The organism is Mesorhizobium sp. M1078, from assembly GCF_040318615.1.
In the GTDB taxonomy this organism is placed as follows: domain Bacteria; phylum Pseudomonadota; class Alphaproteobacteria; order Rhizobiales; family Rhizobiaceae; genus Mesorhizobium.
Window position 1 is genome coordinate 109,742 of sequence record NZ_JAMYMP010000008.1, and the last position, 25,208, is coordinate 134,949.

The following is a 25,208-nucleotide window of genomic DNA, read 5'->3' on the forward strand; positions in this document are numbered from 1 at the left end:
GTCTCTCCATCTGATATATCAGCCGTATATCTATTTGAAAACCGGCTGTCAACGCGGAATTCGTTATGATATATGTAAGATATATCAGGAGCCCACCTTTGATATCCAGTGAGACAGCATACCCCGAGCCGGCCGCTGCCAAGGCCTACCATGTACTCGAGCATATGATCGTGACGTTGGAACTGGCGCCGGCGAGCTTTGTCACCGAAGGCGCCCTCATCGAGAAGCTGGCGCTAGGACGCACGCCGGTGCGCGAAGCGATCCAGCGCCTCGCCTGGGAAGGACTGCTGGATGTCAGGCCACGCGCCGGCATCGCCATTGCCCCGCTACATCCCGGCGACTGGCTGCGCGTGCTGGATGCCAGGCGCGGCGTCGAGGTGGTGCTGGCGCGCTCGGCCGCCCGCTTCGTCACCCGTGAGGCCGCCGACCTGTTTCATGAGGCAGCCCTTGCCATGCAGAAGGCCGTCATCTCGGGCAATGTGCTGGCCTTCATCCAGGCCGACAAGGCGCTCGACGAGGCCTTGGCGATGGCCGCCGACAACCCTTTTGCGGCCCGTCTGGCCGCGCCCCTGCAGACCCACAGCCGCCGCTTCTGGTTTCGCTACAAGGCCGACACAGGGCTGGCCGAATCGGCCGAACACCACGTCGCGCTAATCCGTTCGATCCTGGCCGGTGACGAAGAGGCTGCCGCCAAGGACGCCAAACGCCTTATGGCACTGCTGCGCGGCCATGCCGAAGTGGCCGCCACACGCTGAACTCCGTCTCTGCTCCAGACTTCCGACCGGTCTTTATCAGGTGCCCGGCAAGACTGCGGCCATGGTCGCCCCGTCCCAGCCTTCGCCAGCCGTGATGATGCAGCTTTGGCCGTGTGTGTCGGTGGCCAGGATGGTCCAGGTGCCCTGGTCGGAGACGAATATCTCAAGCACCACATTTGGGTTCACCAAGCCACGAGCGGCTTGGTTTTCGTGGAACTTCTCGCCGAGCGCCTTGACCAAGTCGGTCCGCGCCGCGCATTGATCGGCTTTAGCCTGGGCGATGCCGGACATCGCGAACACCGCAAAGAACATCGCCGCCACAAGACGTCGTGTCATCTGACACCTCCTTGCGCCAGACGAGAACCCCGGCTGCAACCGGCGCTATTTTGATGGCCTGCACCACGGCAGGAATGCAATTTAAGGCAGATGACAGGCTCTTGGTTCCATCGCTTTAACGTGATGGCCAATGTCGGTTTCGTACAAAGAAAGGCCCAGGACGTTGAACCCGGGCCTTCTTGCCGATCTTCGAAATCGTCCGGTCAGTTCATCGTCGGGATGACGAACTCGGCACCGTCCTTGACGCCGGAGGGCCAGCGCGAGGTCACCGTCTTGGTCTTGGTGTAGAAGCGGAACGCGTCCGGGCCGTGCTGGTTGAGGTCGCCGAAGGACGACGCCTTCCAGCCGCCGAACGTGTAGTAAGCGATCGGAACCGGGATCGGCACGTTGATGCCGACCATGCCGACCTGGACGCGCGAAGCAAAATCACGAGCAGCATCACCGTCACGGGTGAAGATGGCGACGCCATTGCCCATCTCATGATCGTTGGCGAGCTTGATGGCGCTCTCATAGGTCGGCGCACGCACCACCGACAGCACCGGGCCAAAAATCTCTTCCTTGTAGATGCGCATGTCGGCGGTCACATTGTCGAACAGGCAGCCGCCCATATAGTAGCCATCCTCGTAGCCCTGCATGGAGAAGCCGCGGCCATCGACGACCAGCTTGGCGCCTTCCTTGACGCCGGTGTCGACATAACCCTTGACGCGTTCCAATGCCTGCGCCGTGATCAGCGGGCCGAAATCGGCGGACGAATCCGTCGACGGGCCGACTTTGAGGCTTTCGACACGCGGGATCAGCTTTTCCATCAGCCGGTTAGCGGTGTCGTTGCCGACGGGAACGGCAACCGAGATCGCCATGCAGCGCTCGCCGGCCGAGCCGTAGCCCGCGCCGATCAGCGCATCGACGGTCTGGTCCATGTCGGCATCGGGCATGATGATCATGTGGTTCTTGGCGCCGCCGAAGCACTGCACGCGTTTTCCCGCGGCCGTGCCGCGCGAATAGATGTAATGCGCGATCGGCGTCGAGCCGACAAAGCCGATAGCCTTGATATCAGGATCGTCGAGGATGGCGTCGACGACATCCTTGTCGCCATTGACGACGTTGAGAACGCCAGCCGGCAGGCCAGCCTCGAGGAACAGTTCGGCGATGCGCATCGGCACGCCAGGGTCACGCTCGGAAGGCTTCAGGATAAAGGCGTTGCCGCAGGCCAGCGCCGGGGCAATCTTCCACAGCGGGATCATCGCCGGGAAATTGAACGGGGTGATGCCGGCAACGACGCCAAGCGGCTGGCGCATCGAATAGACATCGATGCCGGGGCCGGCGCCGTCGGTGAACTCGCCCTTCATCATGTGCGGCGCACCGATGCAGACTTCGACCACTTCGAGGCCGCGCTGGATGTCGCCCTTGGCGTCGGCGATGGTCTTGCCGTGCTCGCGCGCCAGGAGATCGGCCAGTTCGTCATAGTCGCGGGCAACCAGTTCAAGAAACTTCATCAGCACGCGCACACGCCGCTGCGGGTTGGTCGCAGCCCATTTGATCTGTGCTTCCTTGGCATTCAGGACAGCCGCACGCAGTTCCGCCGGCGAAGCCAGCGCCACCGTGCCGCGCACCGAGCCGTCCATGGGCTGCATGACGTCCTGCTTGCGCCCGCTGGTCCCGGCGACATGCTTGCCGCCAATGAAATGACCGTATTCGATCATGGTTTCTCTCCCTGAGTTTGTGATGAAGCATTCAACGCCTTTGCAGGCGCGAAGGCAACGCGAGGGGAAACGCAACCGTTGTGCGAGAAATAGACAACGAAGGACGAGTGTGCATTAATTGCCGCAAATTACAGATTGCTGAAAGGCCCGAAGGTTGCGCTCCGTCACACCCCCCTCTGTCCTGCCGGACATCTCCCCCGCAAGGGGGGAGATCAGATGTGGCTGCCGCCTTCGCAAATCTTCAACGCAGCAAAAGAGACGCAGGTGGCGGAGCTGCCAATCTCCCTCCTTGCGGGGGAGATGGCCGGCAGGCCAGAGGGGGGTGGGCGGGAACGCCGCGTTCGCCGCTAGCCCGGACCACCCCCATGAACTGGGATGACGTCCGCATCTTCCTCGCCGTGGCCCGCGCCGGGCAGATCCTTGGCGCCGCCAAGCGGCTGGAACTCAATCACGCCACCGTCTCGCGCCGCATCGCAGCGCTTGAGGATGCGTTACGGACAAAACTGTTTCGCCGGCTTACCACCGGCAGCGAGCTGACGCCGGCCGGCCAGCGCTTTCTCGACATTGCCGAGCGCATGGAAGCCGACATGATCGCCGCGCGCTCCGCCGTGTCGGGCGAAGGCGACGATATCTCAGGCACGGTGCGCATCGGCGCGCCCGACGGGTTTGGCGTTGCATTCCTCGCCACGCGTCTTGGCGCGCTGACCGCGCTGCACCGCGAACTCACCATCCAGCTGGTGCCGGTGCCGCGTTCCTTCTCGCTGTCGCGGCGCGAGGCCGACATCGCCATCACCGTCGAGCGGCCGACCGAAGGCAGGCTGGTGGCGGGAAAGCTGGTCGACTACACCCTCGGCCTGTTTGCCTCGCGCGACTATGCGCAGGCGCACGGCTTACCGGAGACCGCTGCCGAACTCGGCCAGCATACGCTGATCGGCTATGTCCCAGACCTGATCGTCAGCCCGTCGCTCGACTATGCGGCGGAGTTCAGCCCGGACTGGCGCACCAGCTTCGCCATCTCCTCAGCGCTGGGCCAGGCCGAAGCGGTGCGCTCGGGCGCTGGCATCGGCATCTTGCACACCTTTGTCGCCCGCTCGATGCCGGAGCTGATCCCCGTCGACATCGTGACGCCGATCCGCCGCGCCTACTGGCTGGTCTATCATGAATCGGTCCGACCGCTGCGCCGCGTGCAGATCGTCGCCAACTTCATCACCAAGGCGGTCGAGAGAGAGCGCGGGCTGTTTGTCTGATGGCCGCGCCGCCTTGCCCTCGCCACAAAATCGGCCAGTGTGGCAACAAGCGCGATGTCGCCTATCATTAAGGATTGGCTGCGCCGGGTGGGACACTTTTTTGCAAAGCTGGTGCGGATCAAAATGCGAGCGGTGCTCGCCATCTTGCCGCTTGTCGCGCTTTCCGCCTGCGCCAATCCATGGACCGAAGTTCCGGAAGCCGAATTGCCCAAGCCGGTCCGCATCGCAATGGCCCGCCCGTCGCCTTTCGTCTTCGGCAATTACTGCGGTCCCGGCACCCGCACCGGCGACCTCTCGGCTCGCCCTGTCAATCGCCTCGACAGCGCCTGCCAAATCCATGACGCCTGCTACATCGCGCGCCATAATCATTGCGACTGCGACGGCGCGCTCGTCGCCTCGGCAAAGGCGATCCGTGTTGACAAGACAGCGCCGAAAAAGATGCGCGGCGAGGCCGAGCTTTTGATCGCCACTTTCGCGCTTCCCGTCTGTAAGGTGTTTCCGCATGGCTTCCTGCCGCCGCGCGATCCGGCTGAACTGAAGACGATGAACGGTGCGACCGGATGAACCGCGCCATCTGCCTGGCCTTGGCCGGGCTGGGGCTGGCGGCCCTTGCCGGTTGCGCCGCCCCGATCCGGCACAGCTGCGATTTCTTCCCCGATGCGAAGGATTGCGGCCGGCCGTCGGTATCGGCCGGCAGGCCCGGACCGCAGACTGCAGCAGCAGCGTTTTTCGGCGATGCCGGTGCCAGCGACTATGAAAGGCAGTTTCTGGCGCTGCTCGCCCACAACCAGATCGGCGCCATCGACAGGGCGAACGGCACCGGTCCGTTCGGACATGACCGCCACGCCATCGCCAACCGCGATTTCCAGGCCACCTACCGGACGCTGGAACGGCTGGCGAAGCCGGTTACCGCCGAACAGATGCCGGCAGTGAGCGGCACAGCCGGCGAAGGCCATTTCAACGGCCGTTGGCGCGTGTCGCGGCAGACGCTCTATGTCAACGCCGCCGCGCGGCCCTCCGCGCCAAAGACGTTCAGCTTTTCCGGCCTGCAGGCGCGCTCGATCGAGATCGTGATGCGCCAGGCGGGAAAGCAGCCGGTTGAGATATCGGGCGCCTGCGACGGGGCGCTGGCGATTCGCGCCGGCGGTGGCTCGCGCAGCGTGGCGAGCGGTGCCGCCTTCCGCCTCCGCCTGTCGGCCGGGCAAACCGCCAGCCTGTTCCCCAGCGATGGTTTGAACCGCTGCAGTCTCAAGCTCAGCTCCAGTCTGGCGCCGGCAGGCGCCCCGCTCACCATCCTGCGCGAAGAGGTTGCCTATCCGGCGATAGCCGCGCTCGACAGCCGCTACGAGCGTTGTCCAGTGCCCGGTCCATCCGGCCTGGATGAACTCGCCCGCGTCTTCTACGCCGGCCGCTGGCTGTCGCAGAGCTGTTCGCTGCCGCTCGGGTCACCGCGCCTGTCACGCAAGTCGCGCGACGGCTTCAACGCCAAGGTCGAAGCGCTGCTCGGCGCGCCTTTACCCGACAGCGCCTTCGACAAGGCCGACCCCGAACTGCCGCTCGATTTCTCGCGCGCGCCGAAACTCAAGCTGGTCTATCTGTCGTCGCTGGAGTTCAAGGCCGATTTTTCCGGCCGCGTCATCGAGCGGCTGATCCGCCATCACGCAGCCCTCGGCACCAAAGTGCGCATCATGGTCACAGACGTGCTGGAGCGCGACAAGGACGATGTCCTGCTGCACCGGCTGGCGGCCGATTATCCCAATGTCGAGTTGCAGGAATATCGTTGGCGGGCCGACCACGGCGCGCCGGTCGACGAGCAACTGTCACAGCTGCACAAGACCCATCACGTCAAGATGCTGGCGACACTTGCCGAGGATCCCGCCCGCTCGCGCGTCATCATCGGCGGCCGCAACATTCATGACGGCTTCCTGTTCCACAAGCCGATCGACCTGTCGCGCTATCCGAACCTCGAGCAATACGGCAAGACCGACGGCCTCTCGCTCAACTACTATTCGAACTGGAGCGATTTCGACATCGAGTTTGCCGACCCGGCCACGGTCGAGACGCTGGCCGCGCATCTCTCGACATTGTGGCTGCGCGACGCCGACACCAACATCGCAAGACCCTTCTCCATTCCGGTGCGCTCCGACAGCCGGCGCCCGCCGGGCACGGTGCGCCATTTCATTTCCGTGCCCTACGAGGACAACCATGCGCTCGAGACCTATTTCGTCGAGCTGATCGACACTGCCCGGCACCATATCGAGATCGTCAATCCCTACCTTAATCTGACGCCGAAGCTCAGCCTGGCCATCGAGCGGGCGCTGGCGCGCGGCGTCAGGATCGACATTGTCGGCCGCATCGACCTCAAGGGCGATATTGGCGGCAAGCTGCTGACCGCGCTCAACAAGCTGTTCGTCGAGAAATATGGCGACCGCATCAACATCCGCGAATTCAAGGCGCCCGATGTCGTGCTGCACTCCAAGATCATGATGATCGACGAAAGGCTGGTGACGATCTCGTCGGTCAATCTCAACAACCGCAGTTTCTTCCACGATCTGGAGAACGGCATGACGGTGCTCGACCCTGCCTTCTACGCCAGGATGCAGCCGGTCTATGACGACTATGTCGCCCATTCGAACCCGGTATCGACCAAGGTGACGATACCGTGGGCCTACCGATGGCTGTTCTCGAAGGGTTGGGTGAAGGAGGCGTTTTGAGGGGCTGGCGAGGCTGAAGGAATGCCGTTCTGTAGCGATCCTTTACACCCCTCTGTCCGGTAGGACAGAGGGGGTGCTGGCCCGCCAGCTTTAAAAAGCACCCCTACCTCAAATACCGCTCCGGCCCCAGCTCCCGCACATCGATATCAGGCACCTTGCTGGAGATGATGTCGGACAGCACCTTGGCCGAGCCGCAGGCCATGGTCCAGCCAAGCGTGCCGTGCCCGGTGTTGAGATAGAGGTTGGAGAACTCGGTGCGGCCGACCAGCGGCGGCCCGTCCGGCGTCATCGGCCGCAGCCCGCACCAGAAGGACGCCGCCTTGAGGTCGCCGCCATCCGGGAACAGATCGCCGACCGAATGTTCGAGGGTGCGCCGGCGCGATTCATGCAGCCTGAGATCGAAGCCGGAAATCTCCGCCGTGCCGCCGACGCGGATGCGGTCGCCGAGCCTGGTGATCGCCACCTTGTAGGTTTCGTCCATTACCGTCGACACCGGGGCGGCGACCGCGTCCTTGATCGGAACGGTGATCGAATAGCCCTTGACCGGATAGACCGGGATCGGGCGCCTGAGCAGGCGCATGAAGCGCGCCGAATAGCTGCCCAGCGCCAGCACATAAGCGTCGGCCGCGCGCGAGCGCTGGTCGGTGCCGACGCTGACGATGCGATTGCGGTTCTTGGAGAAGCGCCGGATCTGCGTACCGTACTCGAACGTGACGCCGCGCGCCACGCAGAGCTCGGCCAGCCGATCGGTGAACATCTTGCAGTCGCCAGTTTCGTCGCCGGGCAATCTCAGCCCGCCGACAAACTTTTCCCGCACGCCGGCCAGCGCAGGTTCGGCGCCAATGCAGCCTTCGGGATCGAGCAACTCGTAGGGAACGCCATATTTCTTCAGCACCTCTACATCGCCGCCGGTGCCGTCGAGCTGCTTTTGCGTGCGAAACAGCTGCAGCGTGCCCTTGGTCCGCTCATCATAAGCGATGCCGGTCGCCTCGCGCAGCGCCTTCAGCGTGTCGCGGCTGTATTCGGCGAGCGGCACCATGCGCGCCTTGTTGATGGCGTAGCGATCCGCGGTGCAATTGCGCAGCATCTTGATGAGCCATGTCCACATATACGGATCGAAGGCCGGCCGCACCACCAGCGGGCCGTGCTTCATCAACAGCCACTTGATTGCCTTCAGCGGAATGCCGGGGCCGGCCCAGGGCGAAGCATACCCCGGCGAGATCTCGCCGGCATTGGCGAAGCTGGTTTCCAGCGCCGGCCCTTTCTGGCGGTCGAACACCGTCACCTCGTGGCCGGCCTCAGCGAGATAATAGGCAGTGGTGACCCCGATAACGCCGCCGCCCAACACGAAGATCTTCATCGCATCACTCTCCACGACGACTTCCGTCAGAGGGCCGCCGCCTCCTGTCTGCCGGATTCTGCGGCGTCCGCCAAGGGGCGGCGTGTCGCGGCTCTATTCGTTGATATAGCGGCGGTGGAAGCGGGGGCCGAGACTGGTCAGGATTTCATAACCGATCGTGCCGGCATGACCGGCGGCGTCATCGACGCTCTGCGAGGGGCCCAGGAGTTCGACAAGGTCGCCCTCGCGCAGCCGGCCGGCCGGCAGGGCCGAGATGTCGAGTATGATCGAATCCATCGACACCCGCCCGACAAAGGGCAGTCGCACGCCGTCGAGCCAGGCAGCCGAAGCCGCGCGCCGGTGCCAGCCATCGGCATAGCCGAGCGAGATCGTGGCCGCGCGCAAGGGACCGCTGGCCAGAAACGCATGTCCGTAGCCGACGCCCGCGCCCTTATCGATGCCGCGTGTCTGGATGATCTTTGCCTCGAGCCGCACCACCGGCAGCATCGGGTTCGCCTCATCAGGCGTCGGATTGATGCCGTAGAGCGCAGCGCCCGGACGCGCGAGGTCGTACTGATAGCGCGGCCCAAGAAAGATGCCGGAGGAATTGTCGAGCGACGCCGGCGCCTTGGGCAGCATTTTGCGCAGCCGTTCGAACTCCCTGAGTTGCGCGTCATTGGCCGCATTGGTCGGTTCGTCCGCACGGGCCAGATGGCTCATGACGAGGACGACATCGACGCCGGCGAAAGCATCGGCCGTAAGCGCCTCGACCTCTGCCAGGCCCATGCCCAGCCGCGACATGCCGCTGTCGACCTGGATGGCGGCCTTGAGCTTGCGGCCGGCCTTCTGGCCGGCTTTGCTCCACGCCTTCAATTGTCCGCCACTGTTGATGACGGGAACAAGGTCGGCAGCCACGGCTTCGGGTTCCGAGCCCGGCGGCAGCCCATTCAGCACATGGATTTCCAGCTTCGGTCCGAGTGCGTCGCGCAGCGCGACACCCTCGGCGAGATGCGCGACAAAGAAGCTGTCGCAGCCTTCGGCAACCAGTGCCGCCGCCACTTGCCGCGCACCGAGCCCGTAGCCGTCGGCCTTGACGACGCCGGCGCAGCGTACGCCGCCGAGCTTTGCCTTGAGCCGCCGGTAATTCTCCCTGACCGCGCCGAGATCAATGGTGAGAATGGCGCCGGCCGCCGCTTCGCTGATCGTATCTTTGGCATTATGCATTGCAGACCCGCTGAAGTCGGCGCTGCCCCTCATTGTCCTGCCGGATATTTCTCCCCGACCCTATACGGGGAGTTGAGGAGCGGTCCGCGTAAAGCGGACGAAAAGCCAACTGCTTGGCTTTTCGAGTGACGAAAGCCGGCAGGCAGGTGAGGGGCAGCCCAGACGCTGCGCTAAGAGGCCATTGCCCGGCGTCGTTCATATGGGTCTCGTGGCTGCGGGTGTCCCGATCAATAAAGCACGAATCAGGTGCCGTGCGAACCGTCACATCCAGCTAGGCAAGATGACGGAACGCCGCCACCACATCCTCATAGACCTTCCGTTTGAACGGCACGATCAGATCGGGCAGGTCCTGCATTCGCCGCCATGCCCATTCATCGAATTCGGCGGTGTGGCCGCCCGGCGGCGGATTGATCTGGATCTCGCTGGCCTCGCCGTGAAAGCGGTAGGCGAACCATTTCTGCGTCTGGCCGCGATAACGCCCCTTGAGGGCTATGCCGACCAGATCGGGCGGCAGGTCGTAATTGATCCAGTGCGGCGCCTCGGCGAGCAGCGTGACCGAGCGCATGCCGGTCTCTTCATAGAGCTCGCGCCCGGCCGCCTGCAGCGGCTCCTCGCCCTCGTCGATGCCGCCTTGCGGCATCTGCCAGAGCTGCGTGGTCCCGGCGAATTCGCTGTCCGGCTCGGCGATGCGGTGCCCAACCCAGACCAGCCCGTCGCCATTGAGGATCATCAGCCCGACACAGGGGCGGTATGGCAGCGTCTCGGGGTCGACAGGTTTCTTCGTCATGATCAGCCTTTTTCCGGGTCGATGGCCACCGCCGAGATCGGCACGATCTCGATGCCGCGCTTTTTTGCTTCGACCACCCAGGACGCCACGGTATCGACGGTGAGGTCGAAGGCCGAGCCTATGCCGACGGCGGAGCCTTTGGCACGCGCGGTCGCTTCCAGCGCGTCGAGCTTTTTCAGGATGGCGCCGCGGTCCTGCACGGCGTCGATTGCCGTATCGCCGGCGACGAACGGCACACCGTCCTTCAAGGCGAGATCGGACGCCAGGCTCCGCGCGGACGAGCCGTCATCGACATAGGCAAGGCCGCGCTTGCCAAGCTCGGCCATGAACGGCCCCATCGCTGTCGCGTCGGCCGAAAAGCGCGCCCCCATATAGTTCATGACGCCGGTATAGTTGGTGGTCCGCGACAGCGCCCAGCGCAGATTCTTCAGATTGTCGTCCGGGCTTGCCGCCACTGTCAGCGTGTTGCGGCCGGGATTGACGTTGGGATAGTCGAACGGTTCGAGCGGCACCTGCATGACCACCTCATGCCCGCTCTGCCGTGCCGCCTGCATCCAGCGGCCGATGCTGTTGCCTTGCGGCGCAAAAGCCAGCGTCACTTCGGCCGGCAGCTTGGCGATCGCGGCCTGCGTGCCGGTCTGCGACACGGCAAGCCCGCCGATGACGATTGCCACTCGAGCGCCACGCGAACCCGACCACGGCCGCGCATAGACATCGAACGGCCGCCGGCCGTCAGCGGCGCGAACCGGCAACGGGCCGGTGTCGCTGGCCTCGATCAGCGCCCTGTCGGGGATATGCGCGATCTTCAGGTTCTGGCCGATCGTCGACGGGTCGTGGATGACGATGGCTGCATTGGGCGGGCCATCACCCTCCTGGGACTGCACATGGATGATCTGCGGACCGCTGGCCTTGGGCGTTTCCGCCTTCGGCGCTGCGGCCGTCGCTTGAGCAGTGGGCGCTGCGGCCGCGGGCTCGGCCGCCGCCGTGACCTTTGGCGTCGAGACCGCGATTGCTTCCGGTTTGCGGAACGGCTTCTCGCGCAGCGCGATCGCGCCGGAGATGCCGACTGCGGCCAGCACGACCAGCGTCGCCGCGACGGCGCCAGCGCTGATCCCGCGCGACGCGGCACGCGGTCGGACGGTCTGTCCGAGCGGGCGTTCGATGTCCTTGCCGACGTCAGCCAAGCCGCATCCCCCGGCGCGTGATCAGCGAAATCTTTTCGCCACGCGCAGATCCAAAACTGACGGCGCGTCCCCTGCGCCTTTTGAGGCACAGCGCCCAGCTGCCCCCGAATCAAACTGCCGGAACCTCACGGTCCCGGCAGCATTGCATCGCTTCGATTGGGCAGCCAGAGCTACCAGTCGATTTTACTGGTTAAGCACTGCCTTCTCCGGATTCGGCGGGAATGCCGGATCGGTCTTCTGGCCGCGCAGCAGCTGTTCGGCATAGATCAGCTGCAGATCGTCCTTCGGATCCGGCGGCACATAGGCAGCCGAGCCCGAGCCGGTATCGCTCTCGTCGGCGCCCTTGATGTGGCCCTTGAGGTCAGATTCACCGCGCGTCAGGTCCCTGCCCTGCAGTTCGGGCGGCAGCGGCTGGTCGACCTTGATGTCGGGCGTGATGCCCTTGCCCTGGATCGACTTGCCGGACGGCGTGTAATAGAGCGCCGTCGTCAGGCGCAGCGCGCCGTTCTCGCCAAGCGGGATGATGGTCTGCACCGAGCCCTTGCCGAAGGACTGCGTGCCGACCACTGTGGCGCGGCGCAGGTCCTGCAGCGCGCCGGCGACGATCTCGGAGGCGCTGGCCGAACCGCCATTGACGAGCACGATCAGCGGCTTGGCGCCGATGTCGTCGCCTGCCTTGGCGTCGAAGCGGGTGACGTCCTTCGGGTCGCGGCCGCGGGTCGAGACGATCTCGCCACGGTCGAGGAAGGCGTCGGACACGCTCACCGCCTGGTCGAGCAGGCCGCCCGGGTTGAGCCTCAGATCGAGCACATAGCCCTTGAGCTTGTCGTTCGGCACCTGCTTCTTGATGGTGTCGATGGCGTTCTCGAGGTCGTCATAGGTCTTTTCGGTGAAGGAGGTGATCTTCATGTAGCCGATGTCGTTCTCGACCCGGAACTTGACCGCCTTGACCTTGATGATGTCACGCACCACCGTCAGCTCGATCGGCTTGTCGGCGCCTTGGCGCAGGATGGTCAGCTTGATCGGCGTATTGACCAGGCCGCGCATCTTTTCGACCGCATCGTTGAGCGTCAGGCCGCGAACCTCTTGGCCGTCGATCTTGGCGATATAGTCGCCGGCCAGCACGCCTGCCTTGGCAGCCGGGGTGTCGTCGATCGGCGTGATCACCTTGACCAGGTCGTTCTCCATGGTGACCTCGATGCCGAGGCCGCCGAACTCACCCTTGGTCTGCACGCGCATGTCCTGCGCCTGCTCGGCGTTCATGTAGGAGGAGTGCGGGTCGAGCGAGGTGAGCATGCCGTTGATGGCGTTTTCGACCAGCGACTTGTCGTCCGGCGGCGTCACATACTGCGCCCGCACGCGCTCGAAGATGTCGCCGAAGATTGCCAGTTGCTTGTAGGTCTCGGAGCCTGCAGCGTTCGCCGTCGAGCCGGGCGCGCCATAGACCAGGCTCATCGCTGACGCGCCCATCAGCGCACCGGCAATAAGAAGCGACAGTTTCCGCATCATTTCACGTCCTTCCAGAGAAGCGGTCCGCCCACCATGGGGTCGGATCGACGGGTTTTCCATCCTTGCGGAACTCGACATAGAGTTCCGGCGTGGCATTTCCATTCTTCGAGGCCGAGGTGCTTGCCACCCGGGCCTCTCCCATCGCGCCGACCGGCTCTCCTGCGAGCACCGACTGGCCAGACGCGACGCTGATTCTGCTCATCCCCGCCAGGACGACATGATAGCCGTCTCCCGCATTGAGGATCAAGAGTTGACCATAGGAGCGAAAAGGCCCCGCATAAAGCACATTTCCGTCCGCCGGTGCCGTGACGATGGCTCCCGATTGTGTCGCAACCATGTCGCCAAGCATCACCGCGCCGTTACCGTCATCGGCCCCGAAACGCAGCTTGATCTTGCCGGTGACCGGCAGCGAGACTTGTCCCTGAAGTGCCGAAAACGGCGCGGCGGCGGTGAGGCGGTTGCCTTCCGGCACGGGCAGCGAAGCCAGCTCCGTCGACGCGGTTGTGCCTGCATCGGCGTTATCGGCGTCCGGCTTATCGCTGTCGGCCGCTTTCTGTTCGCCTGCCTTGACGGCATCCGCCGCCTTGCGGCTCTTGTCGGCTTCAAGCGAAGCGATCAGCTCTTTCAGGCTGCCGGCCTTGGCCGCAAGCGCCTGGGACCGCTGCTTTTCAGCGGCCATCGCCGTCCAGGTGTCCGCCTCGAGCTTCTGCTTGGCTTCGAGCAGCATGGAGAGGCGTTTCTTTTCCGCCGTCTGCTCGCCGACCGCCGCCGTCAGCCGCGTCCGCTCGGCCTCGATCGAGGCCGTCACCCGGGTCTGTTCCCTGAGGTCGGCCAGCAATTTGTCGGTCTGCTGGCGCAGTTCCGGAACCACTGCGCCGAGCAGGATGGCGCTGCGCACCGACGACAGCGCGTCTTCCGGCTTGACCAGGATCGCCGGCGGCGGATTGAGCCCCATGCGCTGCAGCGCGCCCAGCACCTCGGCCAGCACGTCGCGCCGCGCCGCCAGCGAGACACGGATCTTCTGTTCCTCGCCCTTCAGTCCTTCGAGCCTGGCGCCGATATCCTCGATGTCCTGGCCGAGCTTCTGCTCGGTCATAGCCGACTGGATAAGCGCCGCGGTGATCGAGGCATGGTCCTTCTTGACCGAAGCAATGTCGGCGGCGAGCTTGGCCAGCCGTTCGGACGACAGCGTGATCTCGGCCGACACCTTCTCATATTCGGCACGGCTCAGATCGGGGTCGGGCGCCACGTCCAGCGTATTTTCGGCCCGTGCAAGCCCGAGCGACAGCAAAACCACCGCCGCAGCGATGCCGCAGCGCGCGTGCCGGAAGCCCGTTCGTGATTTCCCGTTGTCAGCCATTGAAGCCCGACTCTATGCGTGGCTTCGTTAACGAACCATCAACCATGATCGAACCGAAGCCTAGCACAAAACAGCCGCGCATTGGGGCGGAAATCTGGACGATTGACCCTCGACCCACTGATTTACGAACGGTGGTAGGGATGTCCCGAAAGAATCGTTGCCGCCCGATAGAGCTGCTCGCCCAGCATGACACGCACCAGTTGGTGCGGCCAGGTCGCCGCGCCGAACGAGACCATCAGCTCAGCCTGATCGCGAATCGACTGGTCGTGCCCGTCGGCGCCGCCAATGGCGATGACCAACGCCTTGCGTCCGCCATCGCGCAGCTGGCCGATACGGCTGGCGAAATCGTCTGAGGACAGGTTTTTGCCGCGTTCGTCGAGCAGGAACAGCGCCGTGCCCGGCTGCAGCTGTGCCTGCAGCTTCTGGCCTTCCTCGCGGCGGCGCTCATTGGCGTTCTGGGCTCGTCCCTCGGCGATCTCGGCGACACCAGAGAATTCGAACCCGATCGCCGGGCCGCTCTTGGCGAAACGCTCGAAATAGCGGTCGGCGAGTTCTCTCTCGGGGCCGGCCTTCATCCGGCCCACGGCATGAACTGCTATCTTCATCCCTGCCTCGGCGAGCTTTCAATCCATGTCGCACCCAGGATGGTTACGACATGAGACGGAGCTCAGTGCAAGGTCTCTTCCTCGAGGTCCGGCGCCTGCCACATCTTTTCAAGATTGTAGAATTCGCGGACTTCTGGGCGGAAGACATGGACGATGATGTCGCCTGAATCGATCAGGACCCAGTCGGCGCCGGACAGCCCCTCGACGCGCGCCGTGCCGAGACCGGCATCCTTGAGCGCCTTGAGGAGGTGGTCGGCGACAGCCGAGACATGACGGTGCGACCGGCCCGACGCGATGACCATATAGTCGCCGAGGCTCGATTTCCGCTGAATGTCGATTGAGACAATATTTTCGGCCTTGGAGTCTTCCAGACTGGCAAGGACTGTCTTGATGGCACGGGACACGGCGTCATCTACGCTGATCCTGGCCGGCGAAGGCATGATGTCAGCCTTCTTCCGCAATGCTGTTCTCAGTGTATTTCCTTTCGCAGCAAGAACAACCAAATCACCCACGAAATCAGGTGACACCCTATAGATAGGCAGAGTTCCCTTGCAGTTCAAGACGGGAGGCCCTGCCAGCGCGAACGCAGTGCACGACTTCCGGTTCCGGAGCCTTGAGAAAAATCGGAACCCATGGCCGCGGCAGAGGTTATCGACACACCCCCAAACGGATTTTCCTGATGCCAATCGACCCCCAGAACACGCTGCTCACCGTGCAGGCTGGCCTTGCGCAACTCAGCACACTGATCGTTTCCTATTCCTTCTCCGCCATCGGCGCCATCATCCTGCTGGTCGTCGGCTATCTCGTCGCCGGGCTCGCAGAACGATCGATCTCAGCCGGCCTCGGCCATATCCATGGTTTCGACGCGACGCTGCGCCATTTCTTCTCGAAGATCGTGCGCTACGCCATCCTGATCCTGGTCATCATCATGGTGCTCGGCCAGTTCGGCGTTCAGACGGCCTCGATCATCGCCGCCATCGGCGCCATCGGGCTGGCAATCGGCCTGGCGCTGCAAGGCACGCTGCAGAACATCGCCGCAGGCATCATGCTTCTGGCGCTCAGGCCATTCCGCATCGGCGAATATGTCGAGGTCGGCGCCATTTCCGGCACCGTCGAGGAAATCGGCCTGTTCGCCACCAAGCTCCGCACGACAGACGGCGTCTATGTGCTGGCGCCCAATTCGACGCTATGGAACCAGCCGGTGCGCAATTTTACCCGTAATGGTGTGCGCCGCGGCGATATCACGCTGAGCATCGGCTCCTGGAACGACATCGACCTGGCGCAGAAAACCATGCTGGGCGTTGCCGGCAGCGAGCGCCGCGTCAAGCGAGAGCCGGCGCCGATCGCCTTCGTCGCCACGGTGGGCGATGCCAGCGTCGCCATCACCTTGCGCTACTGGACCACGGCGGCGGATTTCTTCGCCACCCAGATCGATCTCACCAAACGCGTCAAGCAGGCGTTCGACGCCGAAGCCATTTCGGTTCCCGCACCTCCGCCGGAGGCTCGACAGGAAACTGCCGCCACCAGGCAGTAGGAGCTGTGAAACCGTTCAGCGCTGATCTTCCGGGGCGTAGGCGAGCTCCACCGGCAGCGGCGCCTGCGCCGACATCGGCGCGAAACTGCCGGTCGCCGTGGCGGGGACGGCGCGCGTGGTGGCCACTCGCCACAGCACGAACAGGCAGAAGACGGTGGCGATGACGATGGCCACATAAATGAAGGCCTGCGTACCATAGACAGCCGACAGGGCCGTCACGATACCCGGCACGATGAAACCCGACAGCGACCAGGCAAACAGCAACGAACTCGACAGCGCCACCATGTCGTCCTTGCCGGCGCGGTCGGCGGCATGCGCGCTGGCCAGCGAATAGATCGATTCCGAAGCGCCGTCCCAGATCACATAGATCACCACCAGCACCGCCAGAGCGCCACCGTCAAAGCCGATAGCCATAATACCGGCAACGATGGCCAGTGCCGCAGCGCCGGCCAGCACGTAACGGCGATCGGTACGGTCGGAAATCCAGCCGAGCGGTATCTGCAGGATCAGCGTGCCGACGGGCATGGCCGACAAAAGCAGCGCCACATCGGCCTGGCTATAGCCTTTGGCCGTGGCATGGATCGGCGCAAAGCCGGCGATCGCCATCGACAGACCGCCGACGGCGAGCATGCCGGCCACTCCGACCGGCGAAATCCGCCAGGCGCGACCGAGCGCCACGGAGGCTGCGCGAGGTGGCGGCGGTTGAGCCAACCGCGTCATGCCGACCGGCAGGATCGACACTGCGGTGAAGGCAATGCCGATCAGCGGCGCCTGCGCCGTCGCGATGTCGACCGCCGCCAGCAGGGCATAGCCGACGCCAAGTCCGGCGACATAGGCGACGTAAAACACCGCCATCACCCGGCCGCGAATGGCGTTTGCGACGGCATCGTTGAGCCAGCTCTGGGCGACGATGAACAGGCCGCATATTGCAAAACCGTAAAGCGCGCGCGCCGCGATCCACAGCAGCGGGTAGGTGCCGGCGCCAATGGCAGCATTCGACAGCGCTATCAGCGCCGACAGCACCATGAAGGCGCGGGCGTGCCCGACGCGGCGCACCAGCGGCCCGGTCAGGATACAGCCGGCAAGTCCGCCGGCAGACAGGCCGGTGATGATCAGCCCGGCCCAGGTCGGATCGAAGCGCTCGACGCCAAGCCGGACCGGGATATAGGCGAACATCAACCCGTTGCCGACCGCGATCAGCGCCATCGACACGATTACGCTGGCAATGGCGATCACGGGCGCCGGCGGGGCGCCATGATTGGGGTCGATGTCGGTCTGGTTCACTGAAGTGGCCATATCCAGCGCAGCATCGCCCAGCCGATCGCGAAAGGCCGCCGTAAAAGCGACATCGGCGATCTGGTCTTACGGAGTTACCCCTTGGCTTGCTGGCGAATAGCACTCGATGACAGCGACGAGCGTGGGCCGTGGATGAAGGTCCAGGCCGGCGCCTTCATGCGGGCGAGCCGGGGCGCGTCACCCTCGTCGACGCGGGCATAGTCGAAGGTCTTGGCCACGACCGAGGACAGGAAGGACAGCGTCGCGCCCGGGCGGTCGATGACGGCGATCGGGAAGGTCATGACGATCTGGCGCCAGCGCTGCCAACGGTGGAAATCGCGGAGCGAGTCGGCGCCCATGATCCAGACGAAGTCGACGCCGGGATTGCGTGCCTTGACCAGCGCCAGCGTGTCGGCGGTGAAGCGAATATGATGCGCCGCCTCGAAGGCGGTGACCTTGATCTTCGGGTTCTTGGCGATCTGCTCCGACTGCAGCAGCCGGTCGCTCAGCGGCGCCAATTCCCTCGTGCTCTTCAGCGGATTGCCTGGAGTGACCATCCACCAGAGCTGGTCGAGCGCGAGGCGCCTGAGCGCGATTTCCGCCACCAGCGCATGACCGGCATGCGGCGGGTTGAACGAGCCGCCGAACAGGCCGACGGCAAGGCCCTTTTCGGCATGCGGCATGCGGAGGTAGTGCGAGGGGATGGAGTGCTCAGACTGCGAAGGCATGGTGCTAAGCACCCCCCTCTGCCCTGCCGGGCATCTCCCCCTCAAGGGGGTAGATCAGCGGTTTCGGCGATGGCGGCCATTTTCCAACGCTGACTATTGGCGAAAACACAGATGAAGGCCAATCTCCCCCCTTGAGGGGGAGATGCCCGGCAGGGCAGAGGGGGGTGGCTGGGCGCAAGCTTTCAGGCCCCTTGGGCAAAAAACGTCAAGGCCTCACCTGTCCCGACCCGCGCACGCGGTATTTGAACGAGGTCAGCTGTTCGACGCCAACCGGTCCGCGCGCATGCATCTTGCCGGTGGCGATGCCGATCTCGGCGCCCATGCCGAACTCGCCGCCATCTGCGAACTGCGTCGAGGCATTGTGCAAAAGGATCGCCGAGTCGATCTCGTTGAAGAACCGCTCGACCACTTTGGTATCCTCGGCGATGATCGCCTCGGTGTGGTGTGAGGAGAACGTCTCGATATGGTCGATGGCACCGGCAATTCCGTCTACCAGCTTTACCGCGATGATGGCCTCGAGATATTCGGTCACCCAGTCGGCATCGGTCGCCGGCTTGGCGTCGAAGAACAGCTTCATCACTTCCTGATCGGCATGGATCTCGCAGCCGGCGGCGCGTAGCGCGTCGAGGATCGGCACCAGATGCGTGGAGGCCACCGCGCGGTCGACCAGCAAAGTCTCTGCAGCGCCACAGACACCGGTGCGCCGCATCTTGGCGTTGACGGCGATCCTGACCGCCATGTCGAGATCGGCCGAGCGGTCGATGTAGAGATGGCAGATGCCTTCAAGATGGGCAAAGACCGGCACCCGCGCCTCGCTCTGGACGCGCCCGACCAGGCTCTTGCCGCCCCGCGGAATGATGACGTCGAGATTGCCGGAAAGCCCTTTCAGCATCTCACCGACGGCGGCGCGGTCAGTGGTCGGCACCAACTGGATGGCGTCTTCGGGCAGGCCGGCGGCCTTCAACCCCTCGACCAGGCAGGCATGGATGGCGGCGGACGAATTGAGCGAGTCCGAGCCGCCGCGCAGGATCACCGGATTGCCGGCCTTGAGGCAGAGTGCGCCGGCATCCGCCGTCACATTCGGCCGGCTTTCATAAATGACGCCGACAACGCCGAGCGGCGTGCGCACGCGCTCGATCTGCAGGCCGTTGGGGCGATCCCAGGCCGCGATCACATCGCCGACGGGGTCCCTGAGCTCGGCGATTTCACGGATGCCATCCGCCATGGCACGGGTGCGCGCCGGATCGAGCTTCAGCCGGTCCATGAACGAGCCGGACAATCCCGATTCGTGGCCATTCGAGACATCGATGGCGTTGGCGTCGAGAATGTCCTGCTCACGCGAAATGATCGCGTCGGCCATGGCGACGAGTGCGGCATTCTTGGCGGCGGCGGTCGCAATCGCCAACGGTCGGGCGGCCGCGCGGGCGCGGCGGCCGATATCAGCCATCAGCGCGACGGTGTCATCCCCGGATTGTTCATGCAACTTCGGCATGTCTCATCCTCCGCTTACCTCGCCCCCGGCCCATACCTGGCCGGCAGCCCGTATCTGGTCACCCGGATCGCTCACTACCAGATCGTCGCGGTGAATCATCGCCGAGCGCGCCTCGTAGCCGAGCACGGATTCGATCTCGGTGGTCTTCAGGCCTGCGATCCTTACGGCATCGGCGGCATCATAGGCAACCAGCCCGCGCGCGATCTCGCGCCCTTCGGGCGACAGGATCGCCACCGTGTCGCCGCGCGAGAAATTGCCGCTGACCAGCCTGACGCCCGCCGGCAGCAGCGATTTGCCGGACAGCAGCGCACCGATGGCGCCGGCGTCGACGGTGAGCCGCCCGGCCGGTTCGAGCTGGCCGGCGATCCAGGTCTTGTAGCCTTTCACCGGATTGGCGCTCGGCCTGAAGAAGGTGGCGCGCTCGCCACGCTCGATCGCCATCAGTGGCGACAGCCTGGTGCCCGAGGTGATGATCATGGCGGTGCCGGCGGCGGTGGCGATCTTGCCGGCATCGAGCTTGGTGCGCATGCCGCCGCGCGACAGTTCGGATGCGGCCGCCCCGGCCATAGCCTCGATATCGGGCGTGATGCGGTCGACCACCGGAATGAATTTTGCATCGGGATCGCGCGCCGGCGGCGCCGTATAGAGCCCGTCAATGTCGGAGAGCAGCACAAGCAGGTCGGCGCCCATCATCGTCGCCACCCGGGCCGCCAGCCGGTCATTGTCGCCATAGCGGATTTCGGAGGTCGCCACCGTGTCGTTCTCATTGATGACCGGCACCGCCTTCATCTTGAGCAGCGTCGAGATCGTCGCGCGGGCATTCAGATAGCGGCGGCGCTCTTCGGTGTCGCCCAGCGTCAGCAGGATCTGGCCCGATTTCAGCGAACCCTTGCCCAGCGCATCCGACCACGCGCCGGCCAGCGCGATCTGGCCGACGGCCGCAGCCGCCTGGCTTTCTTCCAGCTTCAGCGCCCGTTTGCCGAGACCGAGAATGGTGCGGCCGAGCGCAATGGCGCCGGACGATACGACCAGGATCTCGGCGCCGCCATTGGCGAGCACCGCAATATCCTCGGCAAGCGAGGCAAGCCAGTCGCGCTTCAGGCCGCTGGTGCGGTCGACCAGCAAGGCCGAACCGATCTTGACTGTGATGCGCCGGTATTTTGTCAGCGATTGCGCCGTCATCGCTATTGGTCCCAGCGGGTCTCGACGGGAGCGGCAGCCCTGTCGCGCGCTTCGCCGACAACCGCCATCAGCGCGCGCAGCACCGCTTCGACGCCCTCGCCGGTGGCCGCCGACAGCAGCATCGGCGCGCGGCCGGCAGCGCGTTTGAGCGACGCAACCTTCTTCTTGCGCTCATCGGCATCTAGGATATCGACCTGGCTGAGCGCGACGATCTCGACCTTCTCGATCAGCCCATTGCCATAGGCGTCGAGCTCGGCGCGCACGGTCTTATAGGCTTTGCCCGGATTTTCCTCCTGCGCCGAAACCAGATGCAAAAGCACACGCGTGCGCTCGACATGGCCGAGGAACCGGTCGCCGATGCCGACACCCTCATGCGCGCCCTCGATGAGGCCCGGAATGTCGGCGATGACGAATTCGCGCGCATCGATGCGGGCAACGCCGAGACCTGGATGCAGCGTGGTGAAGGGGTAGTCGGCGATCTTTGGCTTGGCTGCGGTGACGGTTGCCAGAAAAGTCGACTTGCCGGCATTGGGCAGCCCGACCAGGCCGGCGTCGGCAATCAGCTTCAGCCGCAGCCAGACATTCATCTCTTCGCCGGGCTGGCCCGGATTGGCGCGGCGAGGCGCCTGGTTGGTCGAGGTCTTGAAATGCTGGTTGCCGAAACCGCCATTGCCGCCCTTGGCCAGCAGGAAGCGCTGGCCGACCACGGTCAGGTCGCAGATCAGCGTCTCATTGTCCTCGGCAAACACCTGGGTTCCGGCCGGCACCTTGAGCGTCACATCGGCGCCCTTGGCGCCGGTCATGTTGCGGCCCATGCCGTGGACACCGGTCTTGGCCTTGAAGTGCTGCTGGTAGCGATAGTCGACCAGCGTGTTCAGCCCATTGACCGCTTCCAGCCAGACATCGCCGCCGCGGCCACCGTCGCCGCCATCCGGGCCGCCGAACTCGATGAATTTTTCGCGCCGGAACGACACAGAGCCGGCGCCACCGTCGCCGGAGCGGATATAAACCTTGGCTTGATCGAGAAATTTCATTGGACTACGCAGTTTCTGTTGGCCTTGCGGCTTTGCTTTAGATCTTGCGCCTTGCTCTAAACCAAGGCGCGGCCAAGGGCGAGGCCGTTTTGCGACTAAAGCGCCGGATGCCCTTTTGCCGGGGACGCGGTAGCAGTGTTCGCGGACGGAGCTTGAGGGGCGCGGGAATGAAGGTTGTAAGCTACAACATCCAGTACGGTATCGGTCTGGATGGCCTCTACGATCTCGGCCGCATCACCGCGGCGGTTCGCGGCGCCGATGTGATCGCGCTGCAGGAAGTGACCCGCAACAATCCGAGGAACGGCAACCGCGACATGGTCGCCGAGATCGGCGAGGCGCTGCCCGAATATTTTGCCGCCTACGGCAGCAATTTCGAGGTCAATGTCGGCTCGCGCCTGGAGGCCGGCCGCGCCATCACCACCACTTTCCAGCTCGGCAACATGGTGCTGTCGAAGACACCGATCCATCTGTCGCGCAATCTGCTTTTGCCGCGCAGCCGCAGCCTTGAGGCGATGAACTTCCAGCGCGGCGCACTCGAGGCGCTGGTCGAGACCCCGCTCGGCTTCATCCGCTTCTATTCCACGCATCTCGACCATCGCAGTCCGGTTGAACGCGCCAGCCAGATCCGGTTCCTGCGCCAGCGCCTGTTGAACTATGCCTTCGAGGGCGGCGGCCTCTCCGGCATTCCCGAGATCGGCCTGCCGGACCTGCCCTATCCCGAAGCCTTCATCGTCATGGGCGACTTCAACATGCTGCCCGGCTCGCCCGAATATGTCGAACTCGTCGGCCGCCCGGACCATGAATTCGGCATGCCGCTGACCGCCGATCTCGCCGTCGACGTCGCCCAGCGCCTGAACACACCAGACGTCGTCACCTGGGTCGATCCCACGCGACCCGAAGACACAAGCCGCCACAAGCGCATAGACTACATCTTCACCTCGGCCTCGCTCGCCGGATCGCTGAAGCGCCTGTGGGTCGACCGTCAAGCGGTCGGTTCGGACCATCTCCCGATTTGGGTCGAGATGGGCTGAGTTGAGTCCGATCCACAACCAACGTTGCCAAACCTGTCGTTTGGAGGCACGCGCTAGGTGTGTTGAGATTCAGGTCAGACCGAGCCGAAAACACTGGTTTTCGAGAACCGGAGCGGAGCGTACTTAAGTACGTGCACCGGAAGCGCATAAACCCGCGTTTGCAGGCCGGCCTCACCTGAATATCAAAACACCTAGAAATGCACCCAGTTTCGAAGACTGATCCAGGTCTTTCTGTCCAGCCGGTACCGCTCGACCGGCACCTGGCCGGCGACGATCGAGTTCAGCATGCCCTGGCCGGCATACTGGAAGCCGCATTTGTGGATGACGCGGCGCGAGGCCGGATTGATCACCCGCGTCGAAGCCTGCAGCACCTGGATCGAGGTCCGTTGGAAGGCGAGGTCGACCAACGCGTGCGCGGCCTCCGTCGCATAGCCGCGCTTCCAGTAGGGCTCGCCGATCCAGTAGCCGAGCTCCAGCCCGCGGTCGGTCATGTTGAGGCCGGCGCAGCCGACGAAAATGTCGGTACTGGCCAGCGTCAGCGCATAGGCGATGCCGGCCCGGCGCGATCTCGTCATAGCCAGGAAGGCGCGTGCCTCGGCCTCGCCATAGGGGTGCGGCATGCGGGCCAGCATCTCGGCGACATGACGGTTGTCGGCAAGCTCGACCAGTTGGGCGATATCGGCTTCGCAGGGAGCGCGCATCACCAGCCGCTCCGTGGCCAGCACCGGGCAGTCTATCGCGTAACTTTCGTCCTCGGTGTCTTCCGCTTCGGCAACCATTCGACGTCCTCCAGGCAAGAAAAAAGGGGAGATGGAAAACCCATCTCCCCTGATCCTTTTCCTGGCTCCATTCACTGGTTTGGCCAGACACCGGTTCCCGAGATGGGCGCCGGTTTTATAGTGCGGAACCGGCTACTCCGCGGCTTTGGTAATCGGGTTGACCGATACGTAGGTTCGGCCGTTGGCTTTTTTGTTGAAGGTGACTGCGCCGGTCTCGAGCGCAAAAAGGGTGTGGTCCGTGCCCATGCCGACATTGACGCCGGGATGCCAGGTGGTGCCGCGTTGACGGATGATGATGTTGCCCGGGATGACGGCTTCGCCGCCGAACTTCTTCACGCCCAGACGCTTGGAATGCGAGTCGCGACCGTTGCGCGACGAGCCGCCAGCTTTCTTGTGTGCCATCTAACTAACTCCGATGCGCCCTGGGGCGCTTGAATGGTCTTATGAACGCGTTCGCGTTCCGTTTCAAGTCCGATCCGGCGACCTTGTCGCCGGTTCGTTTTACTTCTTCGCCAGTTCCTTGGCCTGCTCGCGCCAGTCGTTGATCTGGTCGGTGCTGAAGGGCATGTGCGCGTCGATCTTGGCCACGTCCTTGTCCGACAGCTTGGCAAGCTGGGCGAAGGTGGTGATGCCCTGCTCGTGCAGCTGGCCGGCGGCAACCGGGCCGATGCCCTTGATCACGGCCAAATCGTCCGGCTCGCCCTTCGGCGCCTTGAACAGCGGCGCGGCGACGGCGGTCTCCGTCTTGGCTTCATCCTTCGGAGCAGCCTCGGCTTTGGCTCCCTTCTTCGCCTTGGCTTCCTTCGGCGCGGCCTCAGCCTTCGCCTCGGGCGCTACGTCAGCCTTGACTTCCTTGGCTTCCACCTTGGCTGCGGCCTTCTTGGAAGGCTTGGCGCCACCCAGCAGGATCTCGGCGATCCGCACGGTGGTCAGAAGCTGGCGGTGGCCGATCTTGCGGCGCGAATTCTGCCGGCGGCGCTTCTTGAAAGCGATGACGGTGCGGTTCTTGCCCTGCTCGACGACTTCCGCCGTGACCAGAGCGCCATCGACGAACGGGGCGCCGAAGGTGACATTTTCGCCTTCGCCATGGGCGAGGACGCTGCCGATTTCGACGATATCGCCGACATTGGCTTCGAGCTTCTCGATCTTCAGGAGATCGTTGGCGGCAACGCGATACTGCTTACCGCCCGTTTTAATGACTGCGAACATTTTTTGCCTTTCGCTGTTCGGTCGGCCTCGATGAGCCGCGTCACGCGGTTCGGCCGTCTTTTGTCAGTCTGCGGGTTCGAAAAACAAGCGGCGTGGAAGAACCCTCCACGCCGATTGCGCGCTTCCCCTAACCGAAGGTTCGGTACGAGTCAAGGCAAACGGGCGGAATCCTTGGCCACGCCGC

General features: G+C 64.2%; 24 protein-coding genes. 6 read left to right on the plus strand and 18 right to left on the minus strand.

Going from position 1 to position 25,208, the window contains the following annotated elements:
* Positions 1 to 65 precede the first annotated feature (65 nt).
* Positions 66 to 755: a GntR family transcriptional regulator gene (locus tag NKH38_RS13675; protein WP_050588433.1), complete on the plus strand. Its 690-nt coding sequence runs from the start codon at positions 66 to 68 to the stop codon at positions 753 to 755.
* Positions 756 to 791: 36 nt separating this feature from the next.
* Here the strand turns inward: NKH38_RS13675 and NKH38_RS13680 are convergent, their stop codons facing one another.
* Complete coding sequence (locus NKH38_RS13680) at positions 792 to 1,091, minus strand: hypothetical protein (RefSeq protein WP_023688917.1); 300 nt, start codon at positions 1,089 to 1,091, stop codon at positions 792 to 794.
* Positions 1,092 to 1,294: 203 nt separating this feature from the next.
* Complete coding sequence (locus NKH38_RS13685) at positions 1,295 to 2,791, minus strand: CoA-acylating methylmalonate-semialdehyde dehydrogenase (protein WP_023755539.1); 1,497 nt, start codon at positions 2,789 to 2,791, stop codon at positions 1,295 to 1,297.
* A gap of 365 nt (positions 2,792 to 3,156) precedes the next feature.
* Between NKH38_RS13685 and NKH38_RS13690 the strand changes: the two genes are divergently transcribed.
* From NKH38_RS13690 to NKH38_RS13700, 3 genes are all read left to right on the plus strand, one after another.
* Positions 3,157 to 4,038 carry a LysR family transcriptional regulator gene (locus NKH38_RS13690; RefSeq protein WP_023728659.1) on the plus strand — a complete coding sequence of 294 codons (882 nt, stop codon included), beginning with the start codon at positions 3,157 to 3,159 and terminating at the stop codon, positions 4,036 to 4,038.
* 123 nt (positions 4,039 to 4,161) lie between these two features.
* On the plus strand, positions 4,162 to 4,602 hold the full coding sequence (locus NKH38_RS13695) for a phospholipase A2 family protein (RefSeq protein WP_352761390.1): 441 nt from the start codon (positions 4,162 to 4,164) through the stop codon (positions 4,600 to 4,602).
* Positions 4,599 to 6,752, plus strand: coding sequence for a phospholipase D-like domain-containing protein (locus NKH38_RS13700; RefSeq protein WP_352761056.1), 2,154 nt, complete (start codon positions 4,599 to 4,601; stop codon positions 6,750 to 6,752). The genes NKH38_RS13695 and NKH38_RS13700 overlap by 4 nt, the downstream gene beginning before the upstream one ends.
* A gap of 103 nt (positions 6,753 to 6,855) precedes the next feature.
* Here the strand turns inward: NKH38_RS13700 and NKH38_RS13705 are convergent, their stop codons facing one another.
* From NKH38_RS13705 to rsfS, 8 genes are all read right to left on the minus strand, one after another.
* On the minus strand, positions 6,856 to 8,112 hold the full coding sequence (locus tag NKH38_RS13705) for a D-amino acid dehydrogenase (RefSeq protein WP_023668705.1): 1,257 nt from the start codon (positions 8,110 to 8,112) through the stop codon (positions 6,856 to 6,858).
* Between the two features lie 93 nt (positions 8,113 to 8,205).
* Entirely contained in the window at positions 8,206 to 9,315 is a 1,110-nt protein-coding gene (alr, locus tag NKH38_RS13710) for an alanine racemase (protein ID WP_352761059.1), read from the minus strand.
* A gap of 271 nt (positions 9,316 to 9,586) precedes the next feature.
* Positions 9,587 to 10,102: an RNA pyrophosphohydrolase gene (locus NKH38_RS13715; protein ID WP_023728664.1), complete on the minus strand. Its 516-nt coding sequence runs from the start codon at positions 10,100 to 10,102 to the stop codon at positions 9,587 to 9,589.
* A 2-nt stretch (positions 10,103 to 10,104) separates the two neighbouring features.
* Positions 10,105 to 11,286: a divergent polysaccharide deacetylase family protein gene (locus NKH38_RS13720; RefSeq protein WP_352761061.1), complete on the minus strand. Its 1,182-nt coding sequence runs from the start codon at positions 11,284 to 11,286 to the stop codon at positions 10,105 to 10,107.
* Between the two features lie 183 nt (positions 11,287 to 11,469).
* Positions 11,470 to 12,795, minus strand: a complete 1,326-nt coding sequence (locus tag NKH38_RS13725) for a S41 family peptidase (RefSeq protein WP_023668701.1) — start codon at positions 12,793 to 12,795, stop codon at positions 11,470 to 11,472.
* A gap of 1 nt (position 12,796) precedes the next feature.
* Positions 12,797 to 14,155: a murein hydrolase activator EnvC family protein gene (locus tag NKH38_RS13730; protein ID WP_023668700.1), complete on the minus strand. Its 1,359-nt coding sequence runs from the start codon at positions 14,153 to 14,155 to the stop codon at positions 12,797 to 12,799.
* A 122-nt stretch (positions 14,156 to 14,277) separates the two neighbouring features.
* Positions 14,278 to 14,760: a 23S rRNA (pseudouridine(1915)-N(3))-methyltransferase RlmH gene (gene rlmH, locus NKH38_RS13735; protein ID WP_023668699.1), complete on the minus strand. Its 483-nt coding sequence runs from the start codon at positions 14,758 to 14,760 to the stop codon at positions 14,278 to 14,280.
* Between the two features lie 62 nt (positions 14,761 to 14,822).
* Positions 14,823 to 15,200 carry a ribosome silencing factor gene (rsfS, locus tag NKH38_RS13740; protein WP_023668698.1) on the minus strand — a complete coding sequence of 126 codons (378 nt, stop codon included), beginning with the start codon at positions 15,198 to 15,200 and terminating at the stop codon, positions 14,823 to 14,825.
* A 239-nt stretch (positions 15,201 to 15,439) separates the two neighbouring features.
* On the opposite strand from rsfS, the gene NKH38_RS13745 reads away from it, so the two are divergent.
* Positions 15,440 to 16,294, plus strand: a complete 855-nt coding sequence (locus NKH38_RS13745; protein WP_286439560.1) for a mechanosensitive ion channel family protein — start codon at positions 15,440 to 15,442, stop codon at positions 16,292 to 16,294.
* Between the two features lie 15 nt (positions 16,295 to 16,309).
* Here the strand turns inward: NKH38_RS13745 and NKH38_RS13750 are convergent, their stop codons facing one another.
* The 5 genes from NKH38_RS13750 to obgE form a co-directional block, all read right to left on the minus strand.
* Positions 16,310 to 17,590, minus strand: coding sequence for an MFS transporter (locus NKH38_RS13750; RefSeq protein WP_352761064.1), 1,281 nt, complete (start codon positions 17,588 to 17,590; stop codon positions 16,310 to 16,312).
* A 74-nt stretch (positions 17,591 to 17,664) separates the two neighbouring features.
* On the minus strand, positions 17,665 to 18,252 hold the full coding sequence (locus tag NKH38_RS13755) for a nicotinate-nucleotide adenylyltransferase (RefSeq protein ID WP_023815254.1): 588 nt from the start codon (positions 18,250 to 18,252) through the stop codon (positions 17,665 to 17,667).
* 250 nt (positions 18,253 to 18,502) lie between these two features.
* Complete coding sequence (locus tag NKH38_RS13760) at positions 18,503 to 19,789, minus strand: glutamate-5-semialdehyde dehydrogenase (protein WP_352761067.1); 1,287 nt, start codon at positions 19,787 to 19,789, stop codon at positions 18,503 to 18,505.
* 3 nt (positions 19,790 to 19,792) lie between these two features.
* Positions 19,793 to 20,971, minus strand: a complete 1,179-nt coding sequence (gene proB, locus NKH38_RS13765; RefSeq protein WP_352904344.1) for a glutamate 5-kinase — start codon at positions 20,969 to 20,971, stop codon at positions 19,793 to 19,795.
* A gap of 2 nt (positions 20,972 to 20,973) precedes the next feature.
* Positions 20,974 to 22,005, minus strand: coding sequence for a GTPase ObgE (obgE, locus tag NKH38_RS13770; protein ID WP_352761073.1), 1,032 nt, complete (start codon positions 22,003 to 22,005; stop codon positions 20,974 to 20,976).
* 167 nt (positions 22,006 to 22,172) lie between these two features.
* Here obgE and NKH38_RS13775 point away from each other — a divergent pair, with 167 nt between their 5' ends.
* The gene (locus NKH38_RS13775; protein ID WP_352761076.1) at positions 22,173 to 23,036 is read left to right on the plus strand and encodes an endonuclease/exonuclease/phosphatase family protein; all 864 of its coding nucleotides are present in this window, start codon (positions 22,173 to 22,175) and stop codon (positions 23,034 to 23,036) included.
* A gap of 191 nt (positions 23,037 to 23,227) precedes the next feature.
* On the opposite strand, the gene NKH38_RS13780 is transcribed toward NKH38_RS13775, so the two are convergent.
* The 3 genes from NKH38_RS13780 to NKH38_RS13790 all read right to left on the minus strand — a co-directional run bounded on the left by NKH38_RS13780 (position 23,228) and on the right by NKH38_RS13790 (position 25,024).
* Positions 23,228 to 23,815 carry a GNAT family N-acetyltransferase gene (locus NKH38_RS13780; protein WP_023700237.1) on the minus strand — a complete coding sequence of 196 codons (588 nt, stop codon included), beginning with the start codon at positions 23,813 to 23,815 and terminating at the stop codon, positions 23,228 to 23,230.
* Positions 23,816 to 23,947: 132 nt separating this feature from the next.
* A complete protein-coding gene (gene rpmA / locus NKH38_RS13785) occupies positions 23,948 to 24,217 on the minus strand; it encodes a 50S ribosomal protein L27 (protein ID WP_015315190.1) in 270 nt (89 codons plus the stop codon).
* 99 nt (positions 24,218 to 24,316) lie between these two features.
* The gene (locus NKH38_RS13790; protein WP_352761087.1) at positions 24,317 to 25,024 is read right to left on the minus strand and encodes a 50S ribosomal protein L21; all 708 of its coding nucleotides are present in this window, start codon (positions 25,022 to 25,024) and stop codon (positions 24,317 to 24,319) included.
* Positions 25,025 to 25,208 lie beyond the last annotated feature (184 nt).

What these genes read in the sequence shown, in the direction of transcription:
- NKH38_RS13675 (WP_050588433.1), top strand. Translation starts at nt 66, where the DNA reads ATGATATATGTAAGATATATCAGGAGCCCACCTTTGATATCCAGTGAG.
- NKH38_RS13680 (WP_023688917.1), bottom strand. Translation starts at nt 1,091, where the DNA reads ATGACACGACGTCTTGTGGCGGCGATGTTCTTTGCGGTGTTCGCGATG.
- NKH38_RS13685 (WP_023755539.1), bottom strand. Translation starts at nt 2,791, where the DNA reads ATGATCGAATACGGTCATTTCATTGGCGGCAAGCATGTCGCCGGGACC.
- NKH38_RS13690 (WP_023728659.1), top strand. Translation starts at nt 3,157, where the DNA reads ATGAACTGGGATGACGTCCGCATCTTCCTCGCCGTGGCCCGCGCCGGG.
- NKH38_RS13695 (WP_352761390.1), top strand. Translation starts at nt 4,162, where the DNA reads ATGCGAGCGGTGCTCGCCATCTTGCCGCTTGTCGCGCTTTCCGCCTGC.
- NKH38_RS13700 (WP_352761056.1), top strand. Translation starts at nt 4,599, where the DNA reads ATGAACCGCGCCATCTGCCTGGCCTTGGCCGGGCTGGGGCTGGCGGCC.
- NKH38_RS13705 (WP_023668705.1), bottom strand. Translation starts at nt 8,112, where the DNA reads ATGAAGATCTTCGTGTTGGGCGGCGGCGTTATCGGGGTCACCACTGCC.
- alr (WP_352761059.1), bottom strand. Translation starts at nt 9,315, where the DNA reads ATGCATAATGCCAAAGATACGATCAGCGAAGCGGCGGCCGGCGCCATT.
- NKH38_RS13715 (WP_023728664.1), bottom strand. Translation starts at nt 10,102, where the DNA reads ATGACGAAGAAACCTGTCGACCCCGAGACGCTGCCATACCGCCCCTGT.
- NKH38_RS13725 (WP_023668701.1), bottom strand. Translation starts at nt 12,795, where the DNA reads ATGATGCGGAAACTGTCGCTTCTTATTGCCGGTGCGCTGATGGGCGCG.
- NKH38_RS13730 (WP_023668700.1), bottom strand. Translation starts at nt 14,155, where the DNA reads ATGGCTGACAACGGGAAATCACGAACGGGCTTCCGGCACGCGCGCTGC.
- rlmH (WP_023668699.1), bottom strand. Translation starts at nt 14,760, where the DNA reads ATGAAGATAGCAGTTCATGCCGTGGGCCGGATGAAGGCCGGCCCCGAG.
- rsfS (WP_023668698.1), bottom strand. Translation starts at nt 15,200, where the DNA reads ATGCCTTCGCCGGCCAGGATCAGCGTAGATGACGCCGTGTCCCGTGCC.
- NKH38_RS13745 (WP_286439560.1), top strand. Translation starts at nt 15,440, where the DNA reads ATGCCAATCGACCCCCAGAACACGCTGCTCACCGTGCAGGCTGGCCTT.
- NKH38_RS13750 (WP_352761064.1), bottom strand. Translation starts at nt 17,590, where the DNA reads ATGGCCACTTCAGTGAACCAGACCGACATCGACCCCAATCATGGCGCC.
- NKH38_RS13755 (WP_023815254.1), bottom strand. Translation starts at nt 18,252, where the DNA reads ATGCCGCATGCCGAAAAGGGCCTTGCCGTCGGCCTGTTCGGCGGCTCG.
- NKH38_RS13760 (WP_352761067.1), bottom strand. Translation starts at nt 19,789, where the DNA reads ATGCCGAAGTTGCATGAACAATCCGGGGATGACACCGTCGCGCTGATG.
- proB (WP_352904344.1), bottom strand. Translation starts at nt 20,971, where the DNA reads ATGACGGCGCAATCGCTGACAAAATACCGGCGCATCACAGTCAAGATC.
- obgE (WP_352761073.1), bottom strand. Translation starts at nt 22,005, where the DNA reads ATGAAATTTCTCGATCAAGCCAAGGTTTATATCCGCTCCGGCGACGGT.
- NKH38_RS13775 (WP_352761076.1), top strand. Translation starts at nt 22,173, where the DNA reads ATGAAGGTTGTAAGCTACAACATCCAGTACGGTATCGGTCTGGATGGC.
- NKH38_RS13780 (WP_023700237.1), bottom strand. Translation starts at nt 23,815, where the DNA reads ATGGTTGCCGAAGCGGAAGACACCGAGGACGAAAGTTACGCGATAGAC.
- rpmA (WP_015315190.1), bottom strand. Translation starts at nt 24,217, where the DNA reads ATGGCACACAAGAAAGCTGGCGGCTCGTCGCGCAACGGTCGCGACTCG.
- NKH38_RS13790 (WP_352761087.1), bottom strand. Translation starts at nt 25,024, where the DNA reads ATGTTCGCAGTCATTAAAACGGGCGGTAAGCAGTATCGCGTTGCCGCC.